The sequence below is a fragment of the Bacillus sp. 3a genome (genome assembly GCF_017161885.1).
Classification (GTDB): Bacteria; Bacillota; Bacilli; order Bacillales; family Bacillaceae; genus Bacillus; species Bacillus safensis.
This window is the reverse complement of record NZ_CP067376.1, coordinates 992,346-1,019,020: the sequence shown is the minus strand read 5'-3', so window position 1 is coordinate 1,019,020 and position 26,675 is coordinate 992,346. Positions and strand designations below refer to the sequence as shown.

The window sequence follows — 26,675 nt, the reverse complement described above, 5'->3', positions numbered from 1 at the left end:
CTATTAAAAGGGAGGAAGGATGACTGATGGAAAACAACATACGATATTCTATTGTAGTCCCAGTCTATAATGAAGAACTTGTGATCCATGAATCCTATCAGCGACTGAAAACAGTCATGGATTCGACGGGAGAAGCATACGAGCTTCTCTTCGTCAATGACGGTAGTATGGATCGAACAGCTGAACTAATTAAAGGGTATTCCCAAAACGATCCGAATGTAAGACTCATTGATTTCTCACGTAACTTCGGACACCAAATTGCCATTACAGCTGGGATGGATTATGCAAAGGGAGAAGCGGTCATCGTGATAGATGCAGACCTACAAGATCCGCCTGAATTGATATTAGAGATGATCGCAAAATGGAAAGAAGGCTATGAAGTCGTATACGCCGTGCGCACCAAACGAAAAGGCGAAACTTTTTTCAAAAAGCAAACCGCTTCCCTTTTCTATCGCGTTTTACGTCAAATCACCGAAGTAGATATCCCAATCGACACCGGTGACTTCAGGTTAATGGATCGTAGAGTGTGCCATGAAATGAGAAAAATACGAGAAAAAAATCCATTTGTTCGCGGCCTAGTCAGCTGGGTAGGTTTCAAACAAATTGCAGTAGAGTACGTTCGAGATGAACGTCTAGCAGGAGAAACAAAATACCCGCTCAAAAAGATGCTCAAGCTCTCGATGGATGGAATCACTTCCTTTTCCTATAAACCTTTGAAGCTAGCGAGTATAGCAGGAATTGCCCTTTCCGCTATCGGATTCATTTCAATGTTTCTTGTACTTTACTTAAAGCTTTTTACAAACAGCACCATTACAGGATGGAGTTCATTAATTGTCATACAGCTGTTCTTTAGCGGCATCATCCTCTTTATGCTGGGAATGATTGGAGAATACATCGGCCGAATTTACGACGAGGCAAAAGATCGACCACTTTACATCGTAAGAGACAGCTACGGGCTTCAGTCAAAGCCCCAGCCTGTTCAACCCCCTGTTCATTTCAAGCAATACAAACAGCATTAAAAAAAGCGTGTGAGACCTCTTTAAAGGTCCCGCACGCTTTTTGTATTAAGCGGCTGTGTCAAACCGCTTTTTGTTGATGAAGAAAGAAAGAGTAATTATCAAATAAATGCCCATCGTGACCATCGTTTGGACAATTGGAGTTGTTGACACAACGCCGATGAAAATGGCAATGATCGCAATCACAGAAAACCATGTTGTGAAAGGATACAGCTTCACGCGATATCCTCCTGGTTCTGTTACACTTCGAGATTTTAAATGCCCGACAGCAATAATAAACCAGATGAATAAGACCGTATAGCTTAAAGATCCCATTAAATAATTAAAGGTTTGACTTCCTACAAAAAGAGAAATCAATACAGCGGCATACAATGTAGATGTACACACTAGGATCGCTCTAACAGGCACCTGCTGTTTTGATAGCTTTGAGAAGCCCTTCCATACACGCCCATCCATCGCTTGCGTATAAAGTACCCTTGAGGATGCGTACAGCCCAGAGTTCATAGAAGACAAGATCGCTAGTAAAATGATACCGTTCATGATGTCACTTGCATATGGCACGCCAATCGTTGCAAACACGGTGACGAATGGACTCACTTGCTCATTGTTTACTTGATTCCAAGGAATCAAGCTGACGATGATGAAGAACGGCAGTACATAGAAGCCGATGATTCGTACAAATGTACTTTGGATGGCCTTTGGGATGACTTTTTCAGGGTTTTTTGTTTCTGCTAATGTGACCCCGATCATTTCAGTCCCGCCATATGAATACACCACAACAAGCATGGCCGCAATTAAGCCGCCTGTTCCATTCGGGAAAAATCCTCCGTGGTCGGTTAAGTTGGATAATCCCGGTGCTGCATGCTGACCAAATGAGACAAACAACATGGTTAACCCAATGATAATAAATAAAAGAATGACAGCAATTTTAATAGAAGCTAACCAGTACTCCGTCTCAGCAAACATTTTAACAGAACAAACATTGATCAATGTCACAACAAGTGAAATGATTAACACAAGTATCCAAATCGGCACTTGTGGGAACCAGTACTGAATAAAGATTGCAGATACGATTGCTTCTGCTGCAATGTTCAGCACCCACATTTTCCAGTATATCCAGTCTAAGAAATAAGCCGGATATTTGCCTAACACCGGTTCAATTAAATCACGGAATGTTCTTGCGCCAGGTCGTGCAACCGTCATTTCGGCAAGTCCTTGCATAATAAATAATAAAATAAGACCACCAATCATATATGCCAAAATGACAGCAGGACCTGCGATATCAATAGCAGAGCTGCTTCCTTTAAACAGACCAGCACCAATTGCTCCGCCAAGTGCGAGCATCATAATATGCCTTGACGTCATTGTTCGTTTTAACTGCACATGTTCCTTTTCCATTTTCTATAGCTCCTTTAAATTTGAATCTTCAGACAAATATAGGATAAAAGCATATAAAAAGGCCAGTCATCTCCTTGAAGAGACGACTGACCTTGCAACCGCGTTACCACTCTAATTGATTCAGCCATAGCTAAATCCAACTTAAAACCCGTTAACGGAGGTCACACGTAAAGACTTACTATTCATTCAGTCTTACCGCTCTTTGAGCGAGTTCAATGATTCGTTTTACTGCGTTGCACCACCCCGCAGCTCTCTAAAAAAACGGATGTTCATCTACTATTCTCAAGTCAAAGCGTTTATAGTCAATTTGTATATTCATCAAAGATTTTATTTTTTAAATATACTGACTAACCACGCAATTGTCAACATCCTTTTTCAGACATTCTCTTTTAACGAATCCAAACAGCGACTTCATCCATCGGACGGCGCGTTTTGCCGCGCTTCGGCTCAGTCACACGATAACCAAAGGCTGCCATGACAGAAATATCATACTGACCATCCTCAAGCAGCCCTTCTTCATCTAGAATGCGATGAATCTCATCGTAGCTGAATCCCTCGACCGGGCATGAATCAATGCCAATTTGTGCAGCGGCTGTCATCATGTTTCCAAGAGCAATATACGTTTGTTTTGAAGCCCAATCAAAGAGCGTGCGTTCATTTTCTAACAAATGAAGATCATTCTCTTGGAATTCTTGGTAGCGTCCCTTCACCATCTCGAACGTTTCGTCTGACATTCCTTTGATTTGCTTGTTGATATATTCTGCATATGCTGAATCATAACGGGCGTCTGTTCTTGCCAAGATGATCACAAAATGGCTGGCAGTAGGAAGCTGCTTTTGCGCTCCCCATGTATACTCTTTTAATTTTTCTCTAAATGCTTCATTTTGAACAACGAGGAACTTCCAAGGCTCAAACCCTACAGAGCTTGGGGAAAGTCTTCCTGTTTCTAAAATAAATGCAAAATCATCCTCTGGTATTTTTTTCGTTGGATCAAACTCTTTTGTCGCATGGCGGAACTCATACGCCTCAATGATTTCTTTTTTTAATTGCTCTTTGTCTCGCATTGTATTCATCCTTTCTATTAACCAATTAGGGCGTTAGTTTCATCAATCCAATTTCTTTCCATTCCCATATAGAAATTGTTATGATAAAAAAACAACAGCCCGAATGTGTGATGTGATATCTCTATGGTATAAGAAAAGCTTCGAGTGATTCAAGTACGCACATTTTTGTTCGTTAGTTACCATCTTGTTCGTATATCACCAAATTTGTCTAAGAAAGGCGTGTTAAGATGAGTGCACCATCCAACCCAGTCAGTATTGTCAATCATGGCTGTCCCGTTTCAGTGACGACAAGTGTCATAGGAGGGAAATGGAAAGGAGTGATCCTTTATCATTTGACTTGCGGACCAAAACGCTACAATGAATTGCGCCGGCTGCTGCCAAGAATTTCTCAGCGTGTCCTCACACTGCAATTGCGTGAGCTTGAACAAGACGGCGTTGTCCATAGAGAAGTCTATGAGGAGGTCCCCCCTCGTGTCGAATATTCCCTCACTTCTCTCGGAAATACATTAAAGCCTATCATCTTCGCCATGCGTGAATGGGGCGAATCCTACGGGAAAGAAGCGCGCCCAAAAGAAAAAAGCTGCCATCTCTAGCAGCTTTTTTTTAAGATGAAATTGCCGTTGGTTTTTGCTGTGGATCATCCTTCACAAACAGGATGCCAAGCTGATGATGCTCCCCTTCGTAAGAAGCACGTTTCTCAAATCTTGTCTGACCATTTAAGCCAATGATCTCGAGCTTTGTTAGAGCACGATTGGTTTGAAGGGCTTCATAAAATTCCGAAACGGTTTTGACTTCAATTCCATTCACTTTTGTGATGACTTCTCCGATCTCAAGCTTTAAATCAGCCGCTGGTGTATTTGGAATAATCCCCAGCACCATCAGCCCTTGATTACGCTTAGAGAAGTAGAACGGGGCAGCATTGTCATTGACCCTCTGCTTCCATGAGAGAAAGGCTCTTCCTATCACCGCAATCAATACAGCTCCCCAAGCAATCGGTTCAAACCAAATACTTGCAGCACCTAATAAGGCGACAGCGAGTCCGAGCATGAGAATACGCCGCGCTGTAATTTGAATACTAACAATTGGCAGTGAGCCTTGAATTCTCTGACCGAATCCGATGATATATGGAATCAAAATAAATGAAAAGCTTTGATCATGCACTTGAAGCACCGGCCACCATGGCAGAGAAGAAGTGAATTCACCTGCCGGCATTAGCAAAACAAGCGGTAAAAGCCACAGACGGTTTGCCCGCTGCTGACCAATTAAAAGTCCTCTCGCACTCATCACCATAGCAGGCGATGTACGTAAATGCGCCGTTCGATAGGCTAGAATTCCCTCGGTCATTAATAGAAGTCCTAGCAGAATGACAACGGCTGATGCATTCATCATTGAGAGCTGCGGCAGCCAAGAATGACTCACTTGGAAATGCATCAGTCCAAGTGCCGCAATAAAACTGAAACCGAGTGTGTATGCAGACGAAAGCGCACTCGCCTTAAAGAATAAAGAGAAAACGATGGTCATCGCTGCAATCAGCACGATGAATCCAGGGGGGAGGGCAATCCCTAAGCCTACTGAAATAACGGATAGGCAAATCCCTAGAATCCATCCCTTTGAATATGTAAATTTAAGTTCATCGTATACATCTTCTATTCTTGTTTGAAACGCTTTTCTCTCCCGCTTTACGCGGATGTAGCCATGCAATAGGCTGATTAATATCATGAAATAAAAAAGAGGATGGATTAAAAACAGACCGACCGCTTTTAATCCGGCTCCCATCCACTCCGAGCTCATTATCGTTCACCGCCCAAGTCAAGCATTTTCTCTTATTCTATCAAATAAATCGATGCTTGACATCAGGTTTATTTCTCCTGATTCATCCAAAGTGTGACATTCGACAGTGAAAAATCTTTTAAGTAGTGATTGACATCTACATCTAGTATGCCGCCGAGCAGCTGCATCGACCTCTTGATGTCGGTTAAGTTTATACCAAGTCTCTTATGATTATCCATTAAATAATTGAAGTATATCTCAGCACAGTCTTCATCGATTTCATCGACTGATTCTACCGTTGTGTAATTGACCAAGTACCTGCTTAACAGCATGAGCAGACTTAATGCCTTTGTAGCGGAAAACGTCACATCTTTCGTACGACTCTTAAGTTCCTCTACCAACTCGTAATATTTTTTCTCTCTCACAATACTTGCCCTTTTCAATTGTGTACCCCCATTTACTAGTTCTTTTAAGAAAAGCGCAAACCTCGGTACAGCTTAATGCTCAAGCTGAATATCCGCAAAAAATAAAATATTTAAAATGAGTGCTACTTTTTATTGTAAGAATTATTTATGTAACATACAACTTTCAAAAGTTTCATTTTCATGACATGTTTAAATCAACAGAAAGTCTCTTATATACATATGTTATCGGGTAAAATTGAAGGAATGTTATGTTTTTTGTAAAATAAATGAATATATTTCTCGATATAATTTATTTTTAATCATAAATTATTACATGTTCATGACACTTATGAACCAAAAAAAAGAGGCTATTATTCGCCTCTTTATTTTTTAAGATATAGTGCTTTTAGTGCAGTCTGTAATTGAAGGTCATTTTTTTCGTATGATTTCACTTCATCCACCATTTTGTTCATCATTTCTGCTGTTTTTAAATCAATGACACCTGATTTATCGAGATTATATGTGCTTTGGAAGGCAAGTACGGCCTTTTTCGTTTCTTCATCAAAGTATCCATCTACTCTGCCAGGGTCAAATGACAATCCCTTTAACAGCGTCTGCGCTTGTCTCACTTCTTCATTGTTCATATCAAGCTGAAGGGGTTCTTTCAGCTGAAGCGGACCTGCGGTAAAGTAATCCGGCTGATGAATCGCAATTGTCGGTACGACGCCTTTTTTGTGAATCCAATTGCCTTTTGGCGTGAGCCATTTATACAGCGTTAATTTAATATTACTTCCATCTCCCATCGGAACCGCCTGCTGCACAGTTCCTTTTCCAAAGGAGACATCACCGACAACTTCATACTTTCCAGCTTCTTTCATGGCTCCAGCAAGTATTTCCGAAGCGGAAGCACTGCCTTTATCAATTAAGACGTTGACTGGGTAAGGCTTTTGTTCTTTCAGTTTTGAAAAATATCGTTTCCGGTCGCCATTCCGTTCTGCGATTTGAATATAGGGCTGATCCTTCGTAATAAAATGTTTCAAAATATCTTCCACACTTTGCAGATAGCCGCCAGGGTTTCCTCTCACATCCAGTACAAGACCTTCTATGCCCTTTTTCTCGAGCTGTTTCAGGCTTGACGTGAAATCCTTCGCCGTATCTTCAGAGAAGCTGGAGATCGCAATATAGCCTGTTTTATGACCATTGACCTCTTTTACAGAAGAAGTCACTGTTTCAAGCGGGATTTCTTCTCGTTTGATATGGAACGTCAGCTCTTTTTCAATCCCGTTTCGTTTGATTGTTAAGGCGACAGACGTACCTTTTTTTCCTCTTATTTTCAGTACAGCATCGTTTAAGCTTTTTTCTTTCATCGGCTCACCGTCAATGCTGATGACCTCATCTTTTGGCTTTAGACCTGCTTTTGCCGCAGGGGATTTTTTAAAGGCGGAGACGATAATGATCTTTCCTTCATCCATCCCCACTTCTGCCCCAATTCCCTCAAAGGAAGAATCAAGCGAATCAGAAAATTGCTTTGCGGTCTGCTTGTCCATGTATACTGAATACGGATCGTTTAACGTCGAAAGCATTCCTTGGATCGCGCCTTCAAGCAGCTTTTGCCGATCCACTTCCTCTACATATTCATTTAAAATAAGGTCATAGGCTTTCTCGATCTTTTCCATCCCATTCTCTTTCGCCTTATCACTTGATTGAGCTTGTCCAGCCATTGCAGCGGCTGCTTGCGGTGACTCCGCATGAGTTCCCTCTTTATGCGTCATCACACCTGCACTTATTAAGAGAACGACACTTGCCATAATAGATGCGATTTGTTTTTTCATATTTGGCCTCCTTCTTCAACTCTTCCTGATGACCTGAGTTATTATATGCCAGAAGAAGGGATTTCATGTAAAGACATTCTCCCGTGAAGGCTTGACGAATCATTTTATTAGGTGTAATTTTTATTTTGTTATGATTGAGAAGGAGTCTTCGCTATGTATATTATCTTGACGATGCTTTTATTAGGAATTTTATTAGGTTTTGTAGGAGCAGGCGGGGCGGGATTTGTCATCGCATTGCTTACATTAATTTTTGATATCCCTATCCATACCGCACTTGGGACGTCATTAGCCGCTATGGCATTTACGACACTATCAGGTGCATACAGCCACTACCGAGAAGGGAACATTCAGCTGAAATCTGGTTTGATTGTCGGGGCTCTTGCTTGTATCGCTTCTTTTGCTGGGGCTAAGGTTGCTCCTTTTATTCCAGAAGAAAGTCTGCACTATTTAACAGCAGGAATGCTTTTTTTATCCGCTGTTTTTATGATGATCAAACTATTTGTTCTTAATGAAGAGGCTGAACAGCAGCCGCTTTCTTCACGTCAGCTGATGACAAGAGGCATTATTTTAGGCCTTGTATCTGGGATGCTGTCAGGCATGTTTGGTATCGGGTCTGCACCATTCATTCAAGTAGGGCTTTTGATTTTACTGAAGCTGTCGATTAGGCAAGCCGTTGGCACGACCATGCTTGTCATTATTCCGATTTCCATCGGCGGTGGAATTGGATATATTTCAGAGGGTTATGTTGATTTTATCTTGCTGATTCAAATATTAATTGGAACCGTATTAGGCGCATTTATCGGCGCGAAATTTACACGCCTTGCACCGAAGCTCTTATTGAAATCAGCTGTTCTGTTAACACCTATTATTGCCGGATTACTGCTGCTGTTTTAATTCTATCTAGACCAAAAAAGCCGATAACATCATGTTATCGGCTTTTTGATTAGCGGATATATTGCGCTGGATTGACTGCATTTGATTTTGCGCCATTCCATAATCCTTTATGAATTTCAAAATGAAGATGCTGACCATGCGATTGGCCGGTATTTCCCATATAGCCAAGGAATTGTCCTTGTTCGACTCTCTGTCCTGTTGACACACTTCTTGTAGACAGATGGGCATATACAGTTTGATACGTCTGTCCATTGATATTGTGCGTAATGAACACAACATTTCCATAGCTCGATGAGTAGCTTGAGTTTGTGACGGTTCCAGATGCTGCTGCATAGACAGGAACTGTGCCCTTTGCTGCAATATCTAATCCGAAGTGGTTTCCGCCAGAACGTCCGCCAAAACCAGATGAGAAACGCCCTGCAGCTGGTTTAATAAAGCCTGAGCTGCTTGCTGGTGTATCAGATACTTGATCTGAGCCGCCGCTGTGAGGTGCAGGTGCATTTTTTTCAGCTGCTTGTTTTGCTTTCTCCGCTTCTTCCTTTTGTCGGTGTGCTTCCTCAGATTTCACTGCCGCTTTTTGATTCGCAAGGATTTCTTGTTCATTCTCAAGCTTGCCTAGTTCATCATGTGCATGATTTTTTTTATCTGTCACATCACCTAAAATGTGTTCTTTTTCTTTGTGCTTCTTAGATAAATCTTTTTTCAGTGCTTCTAGCTCTTTCAGAGATGTTTCAAGTCCGCTTAGCTGATTATTTAGCTCTGCTTCTTTTTGCTCCACCAGCTTTAAATCATTTTCATGTTCTGTAATCATGTCTTTGTCTGCTTCGACAATCGTTGTGACAGCCCCAACACGACCGACAAAATCACTAAAGCTGCGAGCACCTAGCAGCACATCTAAATAGTTGATCGTACCGCCGCTTTTTTGCATGGAACGAATTCGGTCTTTGAAAATGGCTTTTCTTTTTTCAATTCGCTCATTGATGACTTGAATGTCTTTTTTTAGCTTCTTGATCTCTTGCTTCGTTTTTTTAACTTCTTTCTCTTTTTCAGCGACTTTTTCAGTTGCAGTACTTACCTTTTGGTCAATTTGTTCAATTTCTTTCTTGAGCTTTGATTCTTTCTTTTCAAGCTTTGCCAGCTCTGACTTCTTCTTCTTCAAGCTTGATTCAGTCTTCGATGTTTTCTCTTCGATTTGTTGACGTTTTTGATCTAGGTCTTCGTATGCGAATGCACGATTCTCGTTACCTGGAATGTATAGCCACGTTGTTCCAATAAACGCTGCCATTCCAGCCATCATCAGCTTTCTTTTCAAAACGATATTCCCCTCCCATGACAACTGTCGACATGAAGAGCCGACCGGATGAATCAGATCAACCGGTCACATCTTCTATAGAATCCTCGAATGCTGCCATCAAAATATATTTATACTTTTAAGAATTTACGGATAGACGTTAAGCTTCCCCATACACCAATAATTGCCCCGATCACTAGCAGGATTAGTGATACTTGATAGACAAACGGGTTGTATGGAAGCATTGAAATAAATGAGCCTTGTACTCTCGGTGCGACCCAGCCTACTGCATATTGATACGTGCCAAGCAATAGGGCAATTGGTATAATGGAACCAAATACACCAAGCAATAATCCTTCAATGAAGAATGGCCAGCGGATAAACCAGTTCGTTGCACCTACCAGCTTCATAATCTCAATTTCTTTACGTCTAGCAAAAATCGTAATTTTGATCGTATTGGAGATTAAGAACATAGCTGTAAATAACAGCCCAATAATGAGCACAATACCGACATTACGCGCTACTCCGACTACATTAAAGAGTCGGCTGACCTCTTCTTTTCCATAGGTTACTTTATATGTACCCTTTAGTTTTTCTAATTTCTTCGCTACTTTTGGTGTATCGTGAGGATCTGTTGTTTTCACAATAAACGCATCGTTTAATGGATTTTCTTGATCAACAAGTCCCATGGATTGTCCATTTTCTCCAAAGCTTTTAATCAGTGCTTTCAGTTCGTCATCCTTAGATGAGTACTTCACATCACTGATTTCAGGAATCTTTTCAATTTCTGCTTTTAATTCATCCTGCTGCTTTTGATTCGCCGTTAATTCGATTAATACTTTTACTTCTACTTCTTTTTCAGCGTTCGATGCCATGTTATTCAAGTTGAGCATAATCACAAGGAAAACCCCAACTAAAATCAATGTGACAGTAACCGCACTAATTGATGCAAATGTCATCCACGTGTTTCTTCCAAGTGAACGGAAGCTCTCACGTAAATGCCGCGAGAGAGTTTTAATCATAAATTCCGTACTCCCCTCTTGCTTCGTCACGCACAATCATTCCATCTTCGATTGCAATGACGCGTTTCTTCATGGTGTTTACAATTTCTTTGTTGTGTGTCGCCATAACCACTGTTGTCCCGCGGTTATTAATCTCTTCGAGCGTCTTCATGATTTCCCAAGAAGTGTCTGGATCAAGGTTTCCTGTCGGCTCATCTGCAATGACGACCTCAGGGCTATTGACAATCGAGCGGGCAATAGACACACGCTGCTGTTCACCGCCGGACAGCTGGTCAGGAAATTGACGCGCTCTGTGCTTTAGCTGAACCAGATCGAGAACATCAAGCACTTTTTTCTTAATGATATGAGGCTGTTCACCAATCACTTCAAGAGCAAATGCTACGTTCTCAAACACAGTAAGAGTTGGAAGCAGCTTGAAATCTTGGAATACTACGCCAATTTCTCTTCTTACGTAAGGAATTTCTTTTTCCTTCATTGATCCTAAATCTTTGTTATTAATTAAGATTTGCCCTTTGGTTGGCTTCTCTTCACGATACATCATTTTGATGAAAGTGGATTTACCAGCACCACTGGGACCAACAACATACACAAACTCTCCTGGATGGATAGAGACATTGATTCCATTGATCGCCTTTACGCCATTAGGATAGATCTTGTAGACTTCCTTCATTTGAATCATGTAATCACCTAATCTTTTCTTATTCGCTGACTAACAGCTTATCATGATGTTTTGACACTTCTCGTCAAAAAACGTTATGTATGGTCACGCACATACCCTTCGATACTTACTAACAATTTATGTCCTTTTCATCCAAAAAGATGAAAAAATTGAATCGTCTCATTTTCAACAACTCCAATTATACGTCATGAATCGACGCAATGGTATTACATTTATATTTCAAAACTTATAAATAAAAGGTAAATAGAATAATCAAAACCGAAAAACGTGCCTTTATACCCTTATTTTTTAAATAAAATTTAATATAATGCGTTTTCATACTATCTAAAAGTCTTTTTCTACATATAAAAAAACAAAAAAACCTTGTCGATTAGACAAAGGTTTTATTTTTTCTCTGCAAGCCATTTTGCTACTTCTTTTGCTTGCTTCTCATCTACCATACCGCTTGGCATAGAGCCTTTACCGTTTTGCGCAATATCTGCGATTTGGCTTTCATTATATTTCTTCCCTACTTCTTTCAGGCTTGGTCCGCCTCCGCCAGATAGGTCTTTCCCATGACAGCCAATACAGTTTTGCTGATAGATCTCCTCACCACTGCTCACAGATGAAGCACTTTTGCTGCCTTCTTTATCACTGTTGCTTGAATTTCCTCCACAAGCCGCGAGAACAAGAAGCATCGCTGCAAACAGCATCGTTAATCCGCTTTTTTTCATCTATTTCCCTCCCTTACAATCATTTGGTCAACGCTATTATATCCTTGTTTATGCCCTTTTAAAACCCTCACCAAGCACCTCTTTTGCATCCATCACGATGACAAATGCTGATGCATCGATTGCTTTCACCACTTGTTTCAACTTTGTGAATTGTGACTGCCCAACGACACACATCAAAATTGGGCGGTCATGATCGGTATATCCTCCGACTGCTGAGATCTTCGTCACACCACGGTCAATTTGATCAAAAACCGCCTGTCTGACCTCATCTTCATGCCCTGTAATGATCATTGCCATTTTTGAATGACTGAAGCCAGCCTGTACCACATCAATCGTTTTACTAGAAATAAACACACCAATGACAGCGTATAGCCCCTCTTCAATTCCAAAGACCGTCATCGCAGCCAGAACAATCAAGCCATCCATCATCGCTAAACAGGTGCCTAGCGTGAGTCCTGTGTACTTATTGATGATTTTGGCAGCGAGTGCCGTTCCACCCGTTGATCCATTCCCAAGGAACACGAGCCCTATTCCGATCCCAATGACCACACCGCCAAAAATAGCCGCCAGCAGTGCTTCATGTGTGACAGGTGCAATATGTCTTGTGACAAACACCATGAAAGGTAAAAAAATCGAGCCAACGAGTGTTTTCACTCCAAATGTACCGCCTAATAAATAAAAGCCAGCGATAAACAGTGGAATATTGAGCCCCCATTGCACATAAGCCGCTTCAAAGCCGAATGACTGCATAATGGTACTAATGCCGCTCACACCGCCTGCTGCGATCTGATTCGGTAATAATAACGTATTAAATCCAATCGCCACGATGGCTGATCCGATTAAAATGAACAAATAATTTTTCACTTCGATCCAAAATTGTGAATGTCCCTGCTTCATGTCTTTCTTCCTCCGTTACTTCTGAATGCACACCTATTTTAAGCCCTCTTAAAACGATTGTAAATAACAGCCAAATGCAGTGCTAATGGATTAATACTTTATCACACAGACGGATCAGCGCACTTGCCGGTTGGCATAGGAGTAAATGATGGTATATTTAATATGTACATGAGAAAGAAGGGGCATGCGATGAAGAAAATACTGAAGATAACAGGTATGACATTACTTGCACTGATCATCTTAGCTTTTGGTGCTTTCTATACATGGAGCCGCTTTACATATGGACCATCAGAAGCATTAAAAAAACAGGTCAACATTGAGCAAGTGGAACATAAAAACAATGTTTATACATTTGAAGCACCAAAAAGTGATACTGGCATCATTCTCTATCCTGGGGCAAAGGTGGAACCACTTGCGTATGCCTATATCGGGGATACGCTGATGAAAAAAGGCTACTCTGTCTTTATCCCTGACATGCCATTTTCCTTTGCGATTTTCAATCCAAACAAAGCGCAGGACATTATCAAAGATCACCAAACAATCAAACACTGGTATATTGGCGGACATTCACTTGGCGGGGCAGCTGCCGCTATGTTTGCGGAAAAAAATCAGAGCAAGCTCGATGGACTCTTTTTCCTAGCATCTTATCCAGCATCAGACGACCTAAAACAATCGTCACTAAAAGTCCTCTCTATTTCAGGTGAAAAGGATGGGCTGGCAACACAAGAGAAAATCAAGAAATCGAAAGCAAATCTGCCGTCTCAAACCGTTTATCATGAAATAAAAGGCGGGAATCATGCGCAATTTGGCATGTATGGCAAACAAAAAGGGGATCAGCCAGCGGACATTCCAGCCCTGTCGCAGCAAAATGATCTCATTCAGACAATGCTTGACTGGCTGAAGCCAGCAAAAAAGCTCCCGTAATGGGAGCTTTTCATTATTATTTTTTTGTCACTTCTAAAAATTCTTCAGCATCTGCTACAGCCAAACGAATGGCTTCTTCCCAAAATGCTTTTTGGGTAAGGTCAACGCCTAGATGCTTTTTGGCTAAATCTTCTACTGTCATTGAAGCAGTATCCTTTAATAATGCAATGTATTTCTCTTCAAACGATGTACCAGCCTGCAATGCTTTTGCATAAATTCCTAACGAGAACATGTATCCAAAGGTGTATGGGAAATTATAAAATGGAACATTCGTGATATGGAAATGCAGCTTAGACGCCCAGAAATGCGGATGGTATTCATCTAATGAGTCACCGAACGCTTCCTTCTGCGCTTCGACCATCAATTCATTCAACCGATCAGCCGGCACTTCTCCTTTTTTACGCTCTTCATAAAAGCGCTGTTCAAATAAGAAACGAGATTGAATGTTCATGAAGAATGCTACACTGCGCTGCAGCTTATCCTCTAACAGGCTGAGACGCTCCTCTTCATTTGCCGCTTCTTTTAATGAAGCATCAGCTACAATCATTTCTGCAAAGGTCGACGCTGTTTCAGCTACATTCATTGCGTATTTGCGATTCAGAATGCGAACATCCTGCATCACTTCCTGATGGAACGAATGACCAAGTTCATGCGCTAGTGTCGCCACATTGGATGGACTTCCTGAGAAAGTCATAAAAATACGTGATTCTCCGCTGTCAGGGAAATTTGTACAAAAGCCGCCTACCCGTTTGTTTGGACGGTCCTCAGCTTCTACCCAGCGTTCATTAAAGGCTTTTTCTGTAAAAGCAGCGAGCTCTTCTCCAAATCCAGCGAAATGTTTCACAATAAAAGCAGCTGCTTCTTGATAAGGATAGATTTTGGTCTCACTGCCGATAGGAGCCCCAACATCGAACCAGCTCAGCTTATCCACTCCAAGCATGTCAGCTTTTCGGTGTAAATAATCAATGAATGGCTGCTTATGTTCATCAATCACAGACCACATGGCATCAAGGGTTTCTTGTTTCATACGGCAAATTTCAAGCGGCTCTTTTAAAATGTGCTCCCAGCCTCTTGCTTCATACACTTGCAAACGAAAACCAGCAAGGTGATTGAGCGTACTAGCAAATAAATGTTCATCCTGCGTCCATGCATGCTCTAGGTTGTGGTAAACGGCCTTTCTGACTTCACGATCTGAATCATCCATCGCATTTTCTGCTTGGCCTACAGAGATCATCTGTGTTTCTCCATGCTGTTCAAACGGAATTGTAATTTTATTCACTAAGCTGGAATAAAGCTCATCCCACGCATGGTACCCATCTACAGCCAGCTTTTGAATCAGCGTTTCTTGTTCAACAGGTAATTGATCCTTCACACGGTCTCTCCGCTCATTTAATATGTAGCGGACATCTGAAAAGGCTGTTGAATTCATCAGTTCTTCCCACTTGTTTGCTGGGATAGCAGCAAGCGCTTGATCAAACAGTGCAAGGATTGTTCCTAAATCAGCTTCCAGCTTGGCAATCGTACCTCGAAGGCTGCCTGCTTTCATATCCTTCGTATTTTGGGCTTGGAGGCAGGTTACAAATGAACCTGCTTGAGATAATTTTTTATATGTAGTTTCATACGTGTCAAGGACAGACGTTAATTTGCTTTCAATGTGTGTATCTTCTTTTGAAAAGGCATTCACCTTTTGTCGTAATTCAGCTAATAGCTGCTGAATATGTTGCAGGTATGTCTTAAATTCTGGTGAAGAACTGCCTCCTTTAAAAAAGGTATCTAAATCCCACGTTTCTTGCAATGGTGTTAATCCCAAAATATTTCCCCCTTTATTTGCTAATTTCATCATACAAAGGATATAGAATCAGTATGTCGTATGTATTCCTTTATATTCATTATATTTTCTCACAATTAAAAAAACCCGGCAAGAAGCCGAGTTTTTATGATAATTTCGAACGCAGGTACGCATCGATAAATGAATCTAAATCTCCATCCATCACCGCTTGAACATTTCCCATCTCCGTATTGGTTCGATGGTCTTTCACAAGAGAATAAGGGTGGAATACATAAGAGCGGATTTGGCTTCCCCAGCCAATTTCTTTCTGCTCTCCTCTGATTTCATCCAATTCTGCCTGCTGTTCTTCGATCCGTTTTTGATAAAGTTTCGATTTCAGCATTTTCATCGCACGTTCTCTGTTTTTAATTTGTGATCTTTCTGTTTGGCACGTCACGACGACATTCGTTGGAATATGTGTGATACGAACGGCAGAGTCCGTCGTATTCACGTGCTGCCCGCCTGCTCCGCTTGCACGATACGTATCTACCTTGATATCCTCTGTCCGAATATCAATATCAATTTCTTCATTGAATTCCGGCATGACATCACAGGAAACGAAGGATGTATGTCTGCGGCCAGAAGAATCAAAAGGAGAAATACGAACCAAACGATGGACACCTTTTTCAGCTTTTAAGTAACCGTACGCGTTATGCCCTTTGATGAGCAAAGTCACAGACTTAATTCCTGCCTCATCACCTGGAAGGTAATCAAGCGTTTCGACCTTAAAGCCTCTGCGCTCTGCCCAGCGAGTGTACATTCGCAGAAGCATAGAACCCCAGTCCTGTGATTCAGTACCGCCTGCACCTGGGTGAAGCTCCAGAATGGCATTGTTTTTATCATAAGGTTCGCTTAAAAGAAGCTGCAGCTCAAATTCGTTAAACTGCTTCGTTAAGTTCTTCAGCTCTTTTTCAAGCTCTGCATGAAGCTCCTCGTCATAATCTTCCTTTAATAAGTCATGCGTCATTTGCAGCTCTTCATGTGATTCACTGAGCTCATGGTAGGAATTCACAGAATCCTTCAGTGCATTGGCTTCATTAATAACGCCTTGAGCCTTTTGCTGATCATTCCAAAAATCAGCCTCTGACATCGTCGCTTCAAGCTCTGCGATTTTGGCCTCTTTTGTTTCTAAGTCAAAGAGACCCCCTAAAATCAGCTAGCCTGCTAGCCATATTTTCAAGCTCTTGTCTAATTTCTACTAATTCCATATCCTTCACCTCATAGATGTATGGGGGCTGACATGAATAGAAAGAGGTTTTCACCTCTTTCCATTACTTATTCTGTCTTCCCATGACAATTTTTATATTTCTTGCCGCTTCCGCAGTGACATGGGGAGTTTCGTCCAATGTCTACGACTTTACGTACCGGCTTCTTCTTCACTGTCTTCTCCTCATCGCCCTCTTGCGGCTGATGAGCCGTTGTTTGACCTTGAACCACTTCTTCACGTTCTAGGTTGTTTTGGATTTCTGATTTCAAGACATACTTGGCCACGTCATCTTCAATTGAAGCAACCATATGCTCAAACATCGCAAATCCTTCCATTTGGTATTCACGAAGCGGATTCGTTTGTGCGTACGCACGTAAATGAATACCTTGACGCAGCTGATCCATTGCATCGATATGGTCCATCCACTTCGAATCCACCGCACGAAGAACGATGACTTTTTCAAATTCACGCATTTGTTCTTCGCCAAATGTTTCTTCTTTTGCATCGTATTTTTCTTTAATACGATCCATGATGAAGCTTGTGATTTCATCTGCTTCTTTACCGAAGATATCTTTGACCGTAATGGCACCTTCGTCTAAATAGTTCGTGTTGATTAATTCAACAAGACCATCTAGTTTCCATTCTTCAGGCAGCTCTTCTTTTGGTGTATAAGATCCCACAGCACGCTCAATTGAAGATTGGATCATATTGATGACAATTGATTTTAAGTTGTCAGAATCGATGACTTCAAAACGCTGTTTGTAGATTACTTCACGCTGTTGACGAAGCACATCGTCGTATTGCAGAAGCTGCTTACGGGAATCAAAGTTGTTCCCCTCTACACGTTTTTGAGATGATTCAACGGCTTTAGACACCATTTTACTTTGGATTGGTGTAGAGTCATCCATGCCAAAGCGGTCAAGCATCGCCATCGTCCGCTCTGCACCAAATCGGCGCATCAATTCATCTTCCATGGAGAGATAGAATTGGGTAATCCCTGGGTCTCCTTGACGTCCAGAACGTCCGCGAAGCTGGTTATCAATACGACGGGATTCATGACGCTCTGTCCCGATAACAGCCAGACCACCAAGTTCTTTTACACCTTCGCCAAGCTTGATGTCTGTACCACGTCCTGCCATGTTTGTTGCAATGGTCACAGCACCTTTTTGACCAGCCTCTTCAATAATTTGTGCTTCACGCTCATGGTTTTTTGCGTTTAACACTTGATGAGGAATGCCTTTATTTTTAAGCAGCTTAGAAATAAGCTCAGATGTCTCAACTGCTACTGTTCCGACAAGAACTGGCTGCCCTGTCATATAGCGCTGCGCAACATCCTCAGCCACTGCTTTAAATTTACCATCCATTGTGCGGTAAATTAAATCAGGTCTGTCATCACGAACCACTGGTTGGTTGGTCGGGATTGACACAACCTGCATGTTGTAAATGTTACGGAATTCTTCTTCTTCTGTTTTTGCTGTACCAGTCATACCAGATAATTTTTCATACATACGGAAGTAGTTCTGGAACGTAATTGTTGCTAGTGTCATGCTTTCGTTCTGCACTTCAAGACCTTCTTTTGCCTCGATGGCTTGATGCAGACCTTCACTATAACGGCGTCCTTTCATTAAACGTCCTGTGAAGGAGTCAACGATGACTACTTGGCCTTCTTCTACCACATAATCCACGTCTTTTTGCATCGCAACATGTGCCTTCAGTGCCTGAGCGATGTGATGGTTCAGCGCGACATGTTTGACATCAAACAGGTTCTCAATGCCGAATGCTTTTTCCGCCTTCGTCATTCCGCTTTCAGTCAGCTGCACACTTTTTGTTTTAATATCATACGTGAAATCATCTTCGATTTTTAATGTGCGGACAAATGCATTGGCTTGTACATAAAGCTTTGTTGATTTCGCAGCTTGTCCTGAAATAATAAGAGGTGTTCTCGCTTCATCAATTAAAATGGAGTCAACCTCATCGATCACGGCATAATGAAGCGGTCTCTGAACCATTTGCTCTTTGTAAAGCACCATGTTATCTCGTAAATAGTCAAAGCCGAGTTCATTGTTTGTTGAATACGTGATATCAGCGGCGTACGCTTCTCTTTTTTCATCTTTGTCTAAGCTGTTTAAGTTTAAGCCGACTGTTAAACCAAGAAACTCAAAAATTTTGCCCATTTCCTGCGCATCACGGCTTGCCAAATATTCGTTGACTGTCACGATGTGGACGCCTTTTCCAGAAAGAGCATTTAAATAAACAGGCATTGTTGATGTCAATGTTTTACCTTCACCTGTTTTCATTTCAGCGATGTTACCTTCGTGAAGCGCGATGCCCCCCATGAGCTGCACCTTAAACGGGAACATTCCTGTTACGCGGCGGGATGCCTCGCGAACCGTTGCAAATGCTTCAACCAGCAGGTCATCCACGGATTGTCCTTTTTCAAGTTTTTCTTTAAATTCAATCGTTTTATTTCGTAAAGCCTCGTCAGATAATTTTTCAAAATCTTGAGCGAGAGCTTCGATTTCATTTGCCTTTTTTTCATATCGGCTGATCGTACGTTTCGTAGGATCAAACACTTTGTTTAAGATTCCAAGCATATAATAACGCTCCTCTATTTCATGCAATTTTTCGGCATGTCCAAAAGTTTGACAGGTCCATATTTACCTGCATTTATCATACCATACCTTCTTTCATTTCCAAAGAATTTGCCATAATTTCGCACAAAAAACCCGCCCCTAATGAAGGGAACGGGTTTACTTTATTTAGGTTGTTTTTAAATCAGCATCAACTGATATTTAAGCGTTTGGCTCAATGAGTCCATATTTACCGTCATTTCGGCGATAAACCACATTGGTCAAATTTGTCTCAGCATTTGTGAAAACGAAGAAACTATGACCTAACATGTTCATTTGGAGAATGGCCTCTTCACTATCCATCGGCTTTAAGTTGAAACGTTTTTGTCTGACGATTTCTGTTTCATCAATCTCTTCGTCATCTTGAACTGCTACTTCAGCCGTACCATTTCCTCCAGCAAATAAGTGCTTTTTGGCACCTTGCTCGCGGAATTTACGGTTTACTTTTGTTTTGTGCTTTCTAATTTGACGTTCTAATTTACTGGCTGCTAGGTCTACTGCATTGTACATATCCTCATTATGCACCTCAGCTCGAAGTGCTAGATCAGTCATTGGAATGGTAACCTCAACTTTAGATTCTTGATCGTTGTAAAACTTCAAGTTCACGTTGACTGAAGCATCTACATCTGTCTCAAAATAACGCTCCAGCTTTCCAATTTTTTTCTCGACATGATCTCTTAGTGCAGGTGTTACGTCGATGTTTTCTCCTCTGACATTGTAATTCATGTAAAGAACGCCTCCTTTAAAATTAAGGATATGTAAACCTATTTCTGCTTTTCCCTCCTTTTCTCCTGCTCAAACGTAAAAAAAATGTGAATATTTATTGAAATTTGTCGAATTTTGCGGTGCTTCAACTGTTGCTTGATAGGTGATGAATATATATTCGGCTGATTCTTGAAAAAGACCAGCGCACATTAAATGGTAAAAGATGAAATCGATGTTTTCAGCGATTGAGATAAGGATTTTAAATCCTCCGCAGCGGCTTTCATCTCTTCATTGGCGGCTAATGATTCTTCAACAGCAGCAGACATGTACTCTGTTTCTTCTGAGTTTCGTTTCGCACCTTCTTCAATGACACCAACTGTTTGAGAAATTTCCTCTGTACTAGCAGAAATTTGTTCTGCAGTGGCTGACAGCTCTTCTGCTTTCATTGAAATATCACGAATAGATTCCAAGATTTCATGGAAGCTCTGTTCAGATAATTGTGATACTTTTACACCCTCTGCTACATCCCGCTCGACCTTCGTCATCGATTGTGATGACTTTTCTGTATCTTTGTTCACGTTTTCGAGTAATTGACTAATTTGATCTGTCAGCTGACTAGATTCTTCTGCCAGTTTCCTCACTTCATCTGCTACAACTGCAAAGCCTCTTCCATGCTCTCCCGCTCTTGCTGCTTCTATAGCTGCGTTTAAAGCAAGCAAATTCGTCTGGTCAGCAATGGCATGGATATGACCTAACAGATCTTGAATGCCTGTAAACTGCGCTTGCACATGGGTCATTGTAGAATGGTGTTCATTCACAGACTCTTTAATAGAACTCATTTGTTTCACAAACTGTTGAATAAGGGCGGCACCCTCTTCAGCCTTTTCAGTCACTGAAATTGAGTGACCCGAAACATCGGACGTGTGTACAGCTGCATTTTGCATGCCAGTCGACACTTCCTGAATGGCGGATGCTACTTTTCCGACCGCATCTGATTGTTCACGTGAAGCTTCACTGACCTGTTCAATCGAGCTAGATGTCTGCTCACTAGCCGATATCGTTTGACTGATGGTTTCCTCAAATTGAGCAGCAGAATCAGCAAGCTGTCTTGATCCGCTTTGCACCTGCAAAATAAGCTGACGCAAATGAGCCGTCATTTGATTAAAGGCTGTGCCGAGTTGACCAATCTCATTTTTAGAGGTCACTTCAATCTCTTCAAGGGTAAGATCACCATCTGCCATCCTTTTTGCGGCATTTGTGACAGAAACAATTGGTTTTGTCATGCGATGAACAAATCTGATCCCAATCACCAAAAGGCCAACAATAAACGCTGCACTGACCAAAATGAGTGTAAGCAATAATTGATTACTATCTTGATTGAGCTGATTGATTTTTTGATCACGTTGTTTTAGCTGATGTTGAGCGAACTCTTTTGTAAAGGTATGTATTTCTTGTTCGATAGGTTGTAATTCTTGACTGAGGCGGGTGTTGAATTCTTTTTGATTTTGCATATTTAATGAATTAAATAATCGATTTGTTGAGGTGTAGTAGAGATAATTTTTTTCTGAGATTTGATCTAATAGATTTTTTGCTTGTTTGACCGTACTCATTTTCGAAGCTTCTGCTGTTTTCTTATTAATATCTTCATATGTTTGCTCAATTTTCTGCAAATTTTCAGCATCTTGCACGACGACATATGTTTTAATCTGTGCTTCCTGCTTTTGAAGAAGCGCTTCTAATTCCAGCGAGGTCTGATAAAGCTTCACTTCCTTGCTTAATAGCGCTTTATAGGATTGATCTGTTTTGTAATAGAGAAAGCTTGAGAATCCTAACATACTGATAAACAATACACATATGACAATAAGCCCAAATAAAAATTGATTTTTTAGTCTCATAAATTCCTCCGAATGGTCTGAATTGGACAAAAATTAATGAATGACATACGGCCTCATACAGGCATGTATTTCATCCATCCACTTTCTATATTCAGGTATAAAGTATGTTTTCAGGAATGATTGGAAGTGATTTGAAGGGAATGTATAGAAAGCTAGTATATCAAAACTTAAAAATATTTGATCAAACGAACGAATCGTTTTGGCAAAGTGTTCATTTTCAATAATTGAAAGCAGAAGAGGATGTGTTGTGTCTAAATGAAAGAAGGCATGGATCAGATCATTAAAGATCCGATCCCCTTCTGTTTTGTCAAAATCCTTCTCAATTTCATCTAAATAGTTTAGACTCTCTTCTATCGTGTATAGAAGTTCATAATATGTGGTTAATAAAATATAGTCATTTGAACGATACGCCACAGGTCTCACCTATTTATTTCCGTTTATCGTAGTATACGCCGTCACTCGTTATGGGCTGGTATGGATTTTGATAATTCAGCTGTTTTGTTTTCTTTTTTTGAATGGCTTGAATATCTGCTTTTATCCCATTTTGGATAACCGTTAATTGTTGCGCCATCTGTTGATCTGTTTGGATGATTTCTCGGATTTTCTCTTTTTCTTGATCCGTCAATTCATGCTGTATATCTCTCATTAATTCGTCTCTCTCAATTAAAAAGGCATCAAAGTCTTCAACCAGTGTCTCACTTTGCGGATTTTCCGCTATTTCGGCTGCCATTTTTAATGTTTGATCATGCAGCTGGTCCACAATACTCATAGAGAACCCCCGATAGAGTGGTGACGGCCTTTTCGATCGGTTTGAATGACTTCCTTCCACGCATCACGGAAATCAGTTACGTACTCTTCTACTTCATTCAATATCTCTTCGTCATTTTGAAGATTGGCTTCTATCAGTCTGCGATAAATGTAATCATACATACTTGCCATACTCTTTGATACGTCATAGGAACGATTTAAGGTGACATTTAATTCTTGAATGATGTTTTGAGCCTTTTTTAGATTCAAGTTTCTCGTTTCTGCATCCTCTTTTTGAATGGCATGCTTCGCTATTCTGATGAACTTTAAGCAGCCTTCATAAAGCATAAGCGTCAACTCGGCAGATGTTGCGGTCTCAATAGAATTTTTCTGATAGGCGGCATAAGGGTTCTGTATTGCCATATGTTATAAACCTCCAATTATTGTCCAAGCAGTTGAGAAAGGTAGCCAGATTGGTTGTTTAGCTTTTGAATTGCACTATCCATGGCGTTAAACTTCGTATAGTAACGGGCTTCAACCATCTTCAAACGGTCTTGGAACGTACTCATTCGTTTGGTCAAAGAGTCAAGGTCCTTACCAAGTCCGTATTCCTTTAATTCCATAGTTGTGCTGCCAGCCTTTTTTTGAATGCTCTTCGAAAAGTCTGATAAGGAATTTTTGACACGATAGATAATTCCTTGTTCTTGATATTGCTGCTGCGCTTTGTCTTTATCCTTTGAATCCACATTTAAACTACCCGATATAAACATTTGTCTGACCTTCTCCGGGTCTTCTTCAATGGCTTTCTTTAATTTCTCTACTCCATTACTATCCTTACTAAATTCAAGCTTCCCGCCATCTTTATAGCTGGATGATGTCGAAATACCGATTTGTGTGAGTTGAATTTTATTCCCATCACTTGTCGTAATATTAGCATACAAATCACTTCTTATTTTAGAGGCACCAGATCGTAAAATGGAATCACTTCTCAGCAAGCCAGACTTCGCAGTCGTTTCCCATAGCTCTATTTCTTTTTCAGACATCGCTTTTTTCTCTTCAGCCGTTAATGGATGATAGTCTCTGTTTTTCTTTTCATTGACTTTACCATTAATCTGCTCAACGAGCTCATTGTATTTATCAACAAATTGCTTAATTTTATCATAGATTGCATCCACATCTGTTGAAACGTTTAAGCTGACGGGCTGATCCGTGGTTGCTTTAAGCTCGTACGTAATATCAGCCTGTGTGAATGTATTGTTGTTATTTTCCATTTTCAGACCATTAATCTCGTATTGCGCCTTCTGTCCTTGAGTAGTCGCAACTAATTTGTTATCTCCATCTACTTGGAAGCCTAATTGCGTTAAAAACGAAGCCGAATTGCCATCAGCTGCTTTAATACTGACGCCTTCACCCGTTGTCCGAGAAGTAAGAGCGATGGTATCCACGTAGTTAGTGCCATCAGAGATTTGGCCTTTGTAAGCCGTCACACCTAATTGAGCGTTGTTTAGCTTTTTCACGATGTCATCGATTGTATCGGAATCAGAGGTATTGATCGTCACCATTTTCGGTTTTGTTGAATCTGGTGTCGTCACTTCAAACGTAAACGTGCCATTTGCTGGTGTAAATCCAGATGTACCAGAGGATTTGAAGACAGAAGCTGTCGCTAGTTGAGTGACATGAATAGAGCCAGAGGTCGCATTTGTTGATCCAGTTGCTGTGACAGCAGATTCATTAGAGCTTGTCACCTTTTTGGCGCCATATGTACTTGGACGCGTTAAGTTTAAACTGTTGATCAAATCATCTAATTCTTTAATTTTCGAGTTAACCTCGCGATAGCTGTCTCTTTGCCATTCAAGTGTTTGTTTCTGACGCGTCATTGTATCAAGTGGTGCTTGCTCCGTTTTCATCAGCTTTGATACGATTTCATCAATATCGAACACATTTGAAAATCCAGTAATACGATTGACCATTATTTATGTTCTCCCTTCATTTACATTCTTTTATCTACAAATAGACCGACAATTTCTGTCATTGCTGCATAGAAATCAAGCCATTCCTTAGACGGAATTTCTCTTATGACTTCTTCTGTTTGGTTATCTACGACTTTGACATAATATTCATTGAGTTTTTCATGTAATTCGAATTGAAGATGAAATTGAGTAGGCTCAATGAGCTGGTTTGCCCCTTGAAGCGTTTTTTCAATTTCTTCTTTTGAAACAACCTTGCCATTTGCTTGTGAGTCAGAGTACACATTGTCATTTTGGTTATTAGAAACACGGGTTTGAAATGCATCGATAATTGGCTCTAGCGATGTCAACTTACCAACAGACATAGTTATTCAGCTCCTGTGCTTTAATCTATCTTTTATATCGGCTTTGAATTTGCAAATTAAATATAGATGGACCGATTTGTTAAAGTTTCCTATAGATCATGCACCTCCGTATCGAAACGCTTTTACACGGAGAAGGATAACTGAATGCGATAAAAAAATCCTCACTTTTTTTGTGAGGATAATTGAGAGAGGAGATCTAAGGATAAACTCGCAGCACGATTGTTCTCTTCTTGAATAGACAGGTACACTTCTTTCCTGTGAATATCGATGTGCTTAGGAGCCTCAATCCCGACTTTCACTTGATCGCCTTCGATTGAAATAATCTTGACTTCAATATCATCGCCTATTTGAATCGACTGGTTTAATTTACGAGACAGCACTAACATGAGGATGCCACCTCTAACAAATGTTTTGTATGATAGGCTGAATCATGCAAAATCACCTGCTTGGCTTTCATGTTTTTCCGGTTCACAATAATAGGCGCTCTTAAATTGGCTGTCGTTTTTTCAATAGATGATTCCATTGTTAAAATAACCATTACTTCCACATCATTGGCATCTTCTACTTCCAGAATGTCTACAACCGTTTCGTCTAAATCAAATTCGTATTGATTGAAGAATAAAAACGGGCTGCTGACGATAAAACCTAATGCCGAGTTATTTAATGATTGAAGAACTAAAAATGGAGACTCTTCTGATAAAGGCAAAATGACAAACTGTTTTTGATCCAGAAATCCTGGTATCCCGTTAGAGAAGTGAATGATTTGCTCCTCTTTGATTGTCACTTCACCATGGTATTTTGTTTGAATGATCATAATTCACGACCTTTTTCGTTTTTCTTAACTATACCTTATCACCATTTTGGCCCGTTTCGTCAACTTCTATCTTTAATTCTGGATATTGTAACATATCAATATTGACCTTACCTGGCTGGTAGTTAACGATTGGTTTATGAGGTGTGGCCTCTATGATAGCTTTTTGCGGCTCCACATCAATTTGAAGCTCAGAAGGCTGATAGTGAATTTTCACACTAAAGAATGAAGGTATCACACCAATGGTGAATTGTTTTGCTGGGGGACTGCCATTGATTTTGGCAAACTCAGCAATCGCATTCCCACCATTCTCGATCTTGATGAGTTCACTTCCTTCTTCCGCTCTGCGACCCATTCCTTCTCCAACAGCACGCTTCCCCTCAGCTGCCCATTCCTCAGAACGTCTAAAAATCGACTTAATGTCCATATCGGCAAATGCCTCGGTTTGATCAATGGTTAATTTCGACGGTGTCCTTTTGATATTCATGACAGCTCGTGGCTGCTGAATCTCAAGGTCCGCTCGTGGCTGCTCTACTTCTTGCCGAGAAGGAGTTGTCGACATTTGAAGTTTTGCATAGGTTTGCTGCATTAACAATCTAGGGATTTGCATATGTTC

Annotated in this window: 27 protein-coding genes and 1 other annotated feature; of the genes, 4 read left to right on the top strand and 23 right to left on the bottom strand. The window is 40.8% G+C overall.

Features of this window, described 5'->3' with window-relative positions:
* Positions 1–26: 26 nt before the first annotated feature.
* The gene (locus tag JJ692_RS04960) at positions 27–1,019 is read left to right on the top strand and encodes a glycosyltransferase family 2 protein (protein WP_024423592.1); all 993 of its coding nucleotides are present in this window, start codon (positions 27–29) and stop codon (positions 1,017–1,019) included.
* 45 nt (positions 1,020–1,064) lie between these two features.
* Here JJ692_RS04960 and JJ692_RS04955 read toward each other — a convergent pair whose 3' ends face one another.
* Both JJ692_RS04955 and JJ692_RS04950 read right to left on the bottom strand, forming a co-directional pair.
* The gene (locus tag JJ692_RS04955; RefSeq protein WP_024423593.1) at positions 1,065–2,414 is read right to left on the bottom strand and encodes an amino acid permease; all 1,350 of its coding nucleotides are present in this window, start codon (positions 2,412–2,414) and stop codon (positions 1,065–1,067) included.
* Between the two features lie 75 nt (positions 2,415–2,489).
* Positions 2,490–2,714 (bottom strand) — a binding site (T-box leader).
* A gap of 89 nt (positions 2,715–2,803) precedes the next feature.
* Positions 2,804–3,478 carry an NAD(P)H-dependent oxidoreductase gene (locus JJ692_RS04950; RefSeq protein ID WP_024423594.1) on the bottom strand — a complete coding sequence of 225 codons (675 nt, stop codon included), beginning with the start codon at positions 3,476–3,478 and terminating at the stop codon, positions 2,804–2,806.
* A gap of 227 nt (positions 3,479–3,705) precedes the next feature.
* Here JJ692_RS04950 and JJ692_RS04945 point away from each other — a divergent pair, with 227 nt between their 5' ends.
* Positions 3,706–4,071 (top strand): winged helix-turn-helix transcriptional regulator, encoded by a 366-nt coding sequence (locus JJ692_RS04945; RefSeq protein ID WP_024423595.1) that lies wholly within the window; start codon positions 3,706–3,708, stop codon positions 4,069–4,071.
* A gap of 10 nt (positions 4,072–4,081) precedes the next feature.
* Here the strand turns inward: JJ692_RS04945 and JJ692_RS04940 are convergent, their stop codons facing one another.
* The 3 genes from JJ692_RS04940 to ctpB all read right to left on the bottom strand — a co-directional run bounded on the left by JJ692_RS04940 (position 4,082) and on the right by ctpB (position 7,484).
* A complete protein-coding gene (locus JJ692_RS04940) occupies positions 4,082–5,269 on the bottom strand; it encodes a PDZ domain-containing protein (RefSeq protein ID WP_024423596.1) in 1,188 nt (395 codons plus the stop codon).
* Between the two features lie 68 nt (positions 5,270–5,337).
* Entirely contained in the window at positions 5,338–5,691 is a 354-nt protein-coding gene (locus JJ692_RS04935; RefSeq protein ID WP_007500014.1) for a swarming motility protein SwrAA, read from the bottom strand.
* Between the two features lie 344 nt (positions 5,692–6,035).
* On the bottom strand, positions 6,036–7,484 hold the full coding sequence (ctpB, locus tag JJ692_RS04930) for a carboxy-terminal processing protease CtpB (RefSeq protein WP_044335916.1): 1,449 nt from the start codon (positions 7,482–7,484) through the stop codon (positions 6,036–6,038).
* A gap of 153 nt (positions 7,485–7,637) precedes the next feature.
* On the opposite strand from ctpB, the gene JJ692_RS04925 reads away from it, so the two are divergent.
* Positions 7,638–8,378, top strand: coding sequence for a sulfite exporter TauE/SafE family protein (locus JJ692_RS04925; RefSeq protein WP_024423598.1), 741 nt, complete (start codon positions 7,638–7,640; stop codon positions 8,376–8,378).
* A 49-nt stretch (positions 8,379–8,427) separates the two neighbouring features.
* Here JJ692_RS04925 and JJ692_RS04920 read toward each other — a convergent pair whose 3' ends face one another.
* The 5 genes from JJ692_RS04920 to JJ692_RS04900 form a co-directional block, all read right to left on the bottom strand.
* On the bottom strand, positions 8,428–9,690 hold the full coding sequence (locus JJ692_RS04920) for a murein hydrolase activator EnvC family protein (protein WP_034623763.1): 1,263 nt from the start codon (positions 9,688–9,690) through the stop codon (positions 8,428–8,430).
* 110 nt (positions 9,691–9,800) lie between these two features.
* Entirely contained in the window at positions 9,801–10,691 is an 891-nt protein-coding gene (gene ftsX, locus JJ692_RS04915) for a permease-like cell division protein FtsX (RefSeq protein WP_024423600.1), read from the bottom strand.
* On the bottom strand, positions 10,684–11,370 hold the full coding sequence (gene ftsE / locus JJ692_RS04910) for a cell division ATP-binding protein FtsE (protein WP_024423601.1): 687 nt from the start codon (positions 11,368–11,370) through the stop codon (positions 10,684–10,686). Before ftsE ends, ftsX begins: the two co-directional genes overlap by 8 nt.
* Positions 11,371–11,753: 383 nt before the next feature.
* Positions 11,754–12,083: a cytochrome c551 gene (gene cccB / locus JJ692_RS04905; protein ID WP_206534286.1), complete on the bottom strand. Its 330-nt coding sequence runs from the start codon at positions 12,081–12,083 to the stop codon at positions 11,754–11,756.
* A gap of 48 nt (positions 12,084–12,131) precedes the next feature.
* Positions 12,132–12,980, bottom strand: coding sequence for a YitT family protein (locus JJ692_RS04900; protein ID WP_024426245.1), 849 nt, complete (start codon positions 12,978–12,980; stop codon positions 12,132–12,134).
* 189 nt (positions 12,981–13,169) lie between these two features.
* On the opposite strand from JJ692_RS04900, the gene JJ692_RS04895 reads away from it, so the two are divergent.
* Positions 13,170–13,904: an alpha/beta family hydrolase gene (locus tag JJ692_RS04895; RefSeq protein ID WP_206534285.1), complete on the top strand. Its 735-nt coding sequence runs from the start codon at positions 13,170–13,172 to the stop codon at positions 13,902–13,904.
* A gap of 16 nt (positions 13,905–13,920) precedes the next feature.
* Here the strand turns inward: JJ692_RS04895 and JJ692_RS04890 are convergent, their stop codons facing one another.
* From JJ692_RS04890 to JJ692_RS04830, 13 genes are all read right to left on the bottom strand, one after another.
* Positions 13,921–15,714, bottom strand: a complete 1,794-nt coding sequence (locus JJ692_RS04890; protein WP_206534284.1) for a M3 family oligoendopeptidase — start codon at positions 15,712–15,714, stop codon at positions 13,921–13,923.
* Between the two features lie 124 nt (positions 15,715–15,838).
* A protein-coding gene (prfB, locus tag JJ692_RS04885) for a peptide chain release factor 2 (RefSeq protein WP_098677688.1) occupies positions 15,839–16,940 on the bottom strand; the annotation gives its coding sequence in 2 pieces (ribosomal slippage) (positions 15,839–16,867 and positions 16,869–16,940; 1,101 coding nt in all).
* Positions 16,941–17,007: 67 nt separating this feature from the next.
* Positions 17,008–19,533 (bottom strand): preprotein translocase subunit SecA, encoded by a 2,526-nt coding sequence (gene secA / locus JJ692_RS04880; protein WP_024423607.1) that lies wholly within the window; start codon positions 19,531–19,533, stop codon positions 17,008–17,010.
* Between the two features lie 198 nt (positions 19,534–19,731).
* Entirely contained in the window at positions 19,732–20,295 is a 564-nt protein-coding gene (gene hpf / locus JJ692_RS04875) for a ribosome hibernation-promoting factor, HPF/YfiA family (RefSeq protein ID WP_024423608.1), read from the bottom strand.
* Between the two features lie 188 nt (positions 20,296–20,483).
* Entirely contained in the window at positions 20,484–22,169 is a 1,686-nt protein-coding gene (locus JJ692_RS04870; RefSeq protein ID WP_206534283.1) for a methyl-accepting chemotaxis protein, read from the bottom strand.
* Positions 22,170–22,202: 33 nt separating this feature from the next.
* Entirely contained in the window at positions 22,203–22,583 is a 381-nt protein-coding gene (locus JJ692_RS04865) for a DUF8042 domain-containing protein (RefSeq protein ID WP_024426250.1), read from the bottom strand.
* 13 nt (positions 22,584–22,596) lie between these two features.
* Complete coding sequence (fliT, locus tag JJ692_RS04860) at positions 22,597–22,938, bottom strand: flagella biosynthesis regulatory protein FliT (RefSeq protein WP_024423611.1); 342 nt, start codon at positions 22,936–22,938, stop codon at positions 22,597–22,599.
* Entirely contained in the window at positions 22,935–23,339 is a 405-nt protein-coding gene (fliS, locus tag JJ692_RS04855; protein ID WP_056765669.1) for a flagellar export chaperone FliS, read from the bottom strand. Before fliS ends, fliT begins: the two co-directional genes overlap by 4 nt.
* A gap of 17 nt (positions 23,340–23,356) precedes the next feature.
* A complete protein-coding gene (locus tag JJ692_RS04850; RefSeq protein ID WP_024423613.1) occupies positions 23,357–24,886 on the bottom strand; it encodes a flagellar hook-associated protein 2 in 1,530 nt (509 codons plus the stop codon).
* A 20-nt stretch (positions 24,887–24,906) separates the two neighbouring features.
* Entirely contained in the window at positions 24,907–25,248 is a 342-nt protein-coding gene (gene flaG, locus JJ692_RS04845; protein ID WP_024423614.1) for a flagellar protein FlaG, read from the bottom strand.
* Positions 25,249–25,409: 161 nt separating this feature from the next.
* Positions 25,410–25,634: a carbon storage regulator CsrA gene (gene csrA, locus JJ692_RS04840; protein WP_008360181.1), complete on the bottom strand. Its 225-nt coding sequence runs from the start codon at positions 25,632–25,634 to the stop codon at positions 25,410–25,412.
* A complete protein-coding gene (gene fliW / locus JJ692_RS04835; protein WP_024423615.1) occupies positions 25,628–26,062 on the bottom strand; it encodes a flagellar assembly protein FliW in 435 nt (144 codons plus the stop codon). The genes csrA and fliW overlap by 7 nt, the downstream gene beginning before the upstream one ends.
* Before the next feature lie 28 nt (positions 26,063–26,090).
* A complete protein-coding gene (locus tag JJ692_RS04830; RefSeq protein ID WP_024423616.1) occupies positions 26,091–26,669 on the bottom strand; it encodes a DUF6470 family protein in 579 nt (192 codons plus the stop codon).
* Between the last annotated feature and the right edge of the window lie 6 nt (positions 26,670–26,675).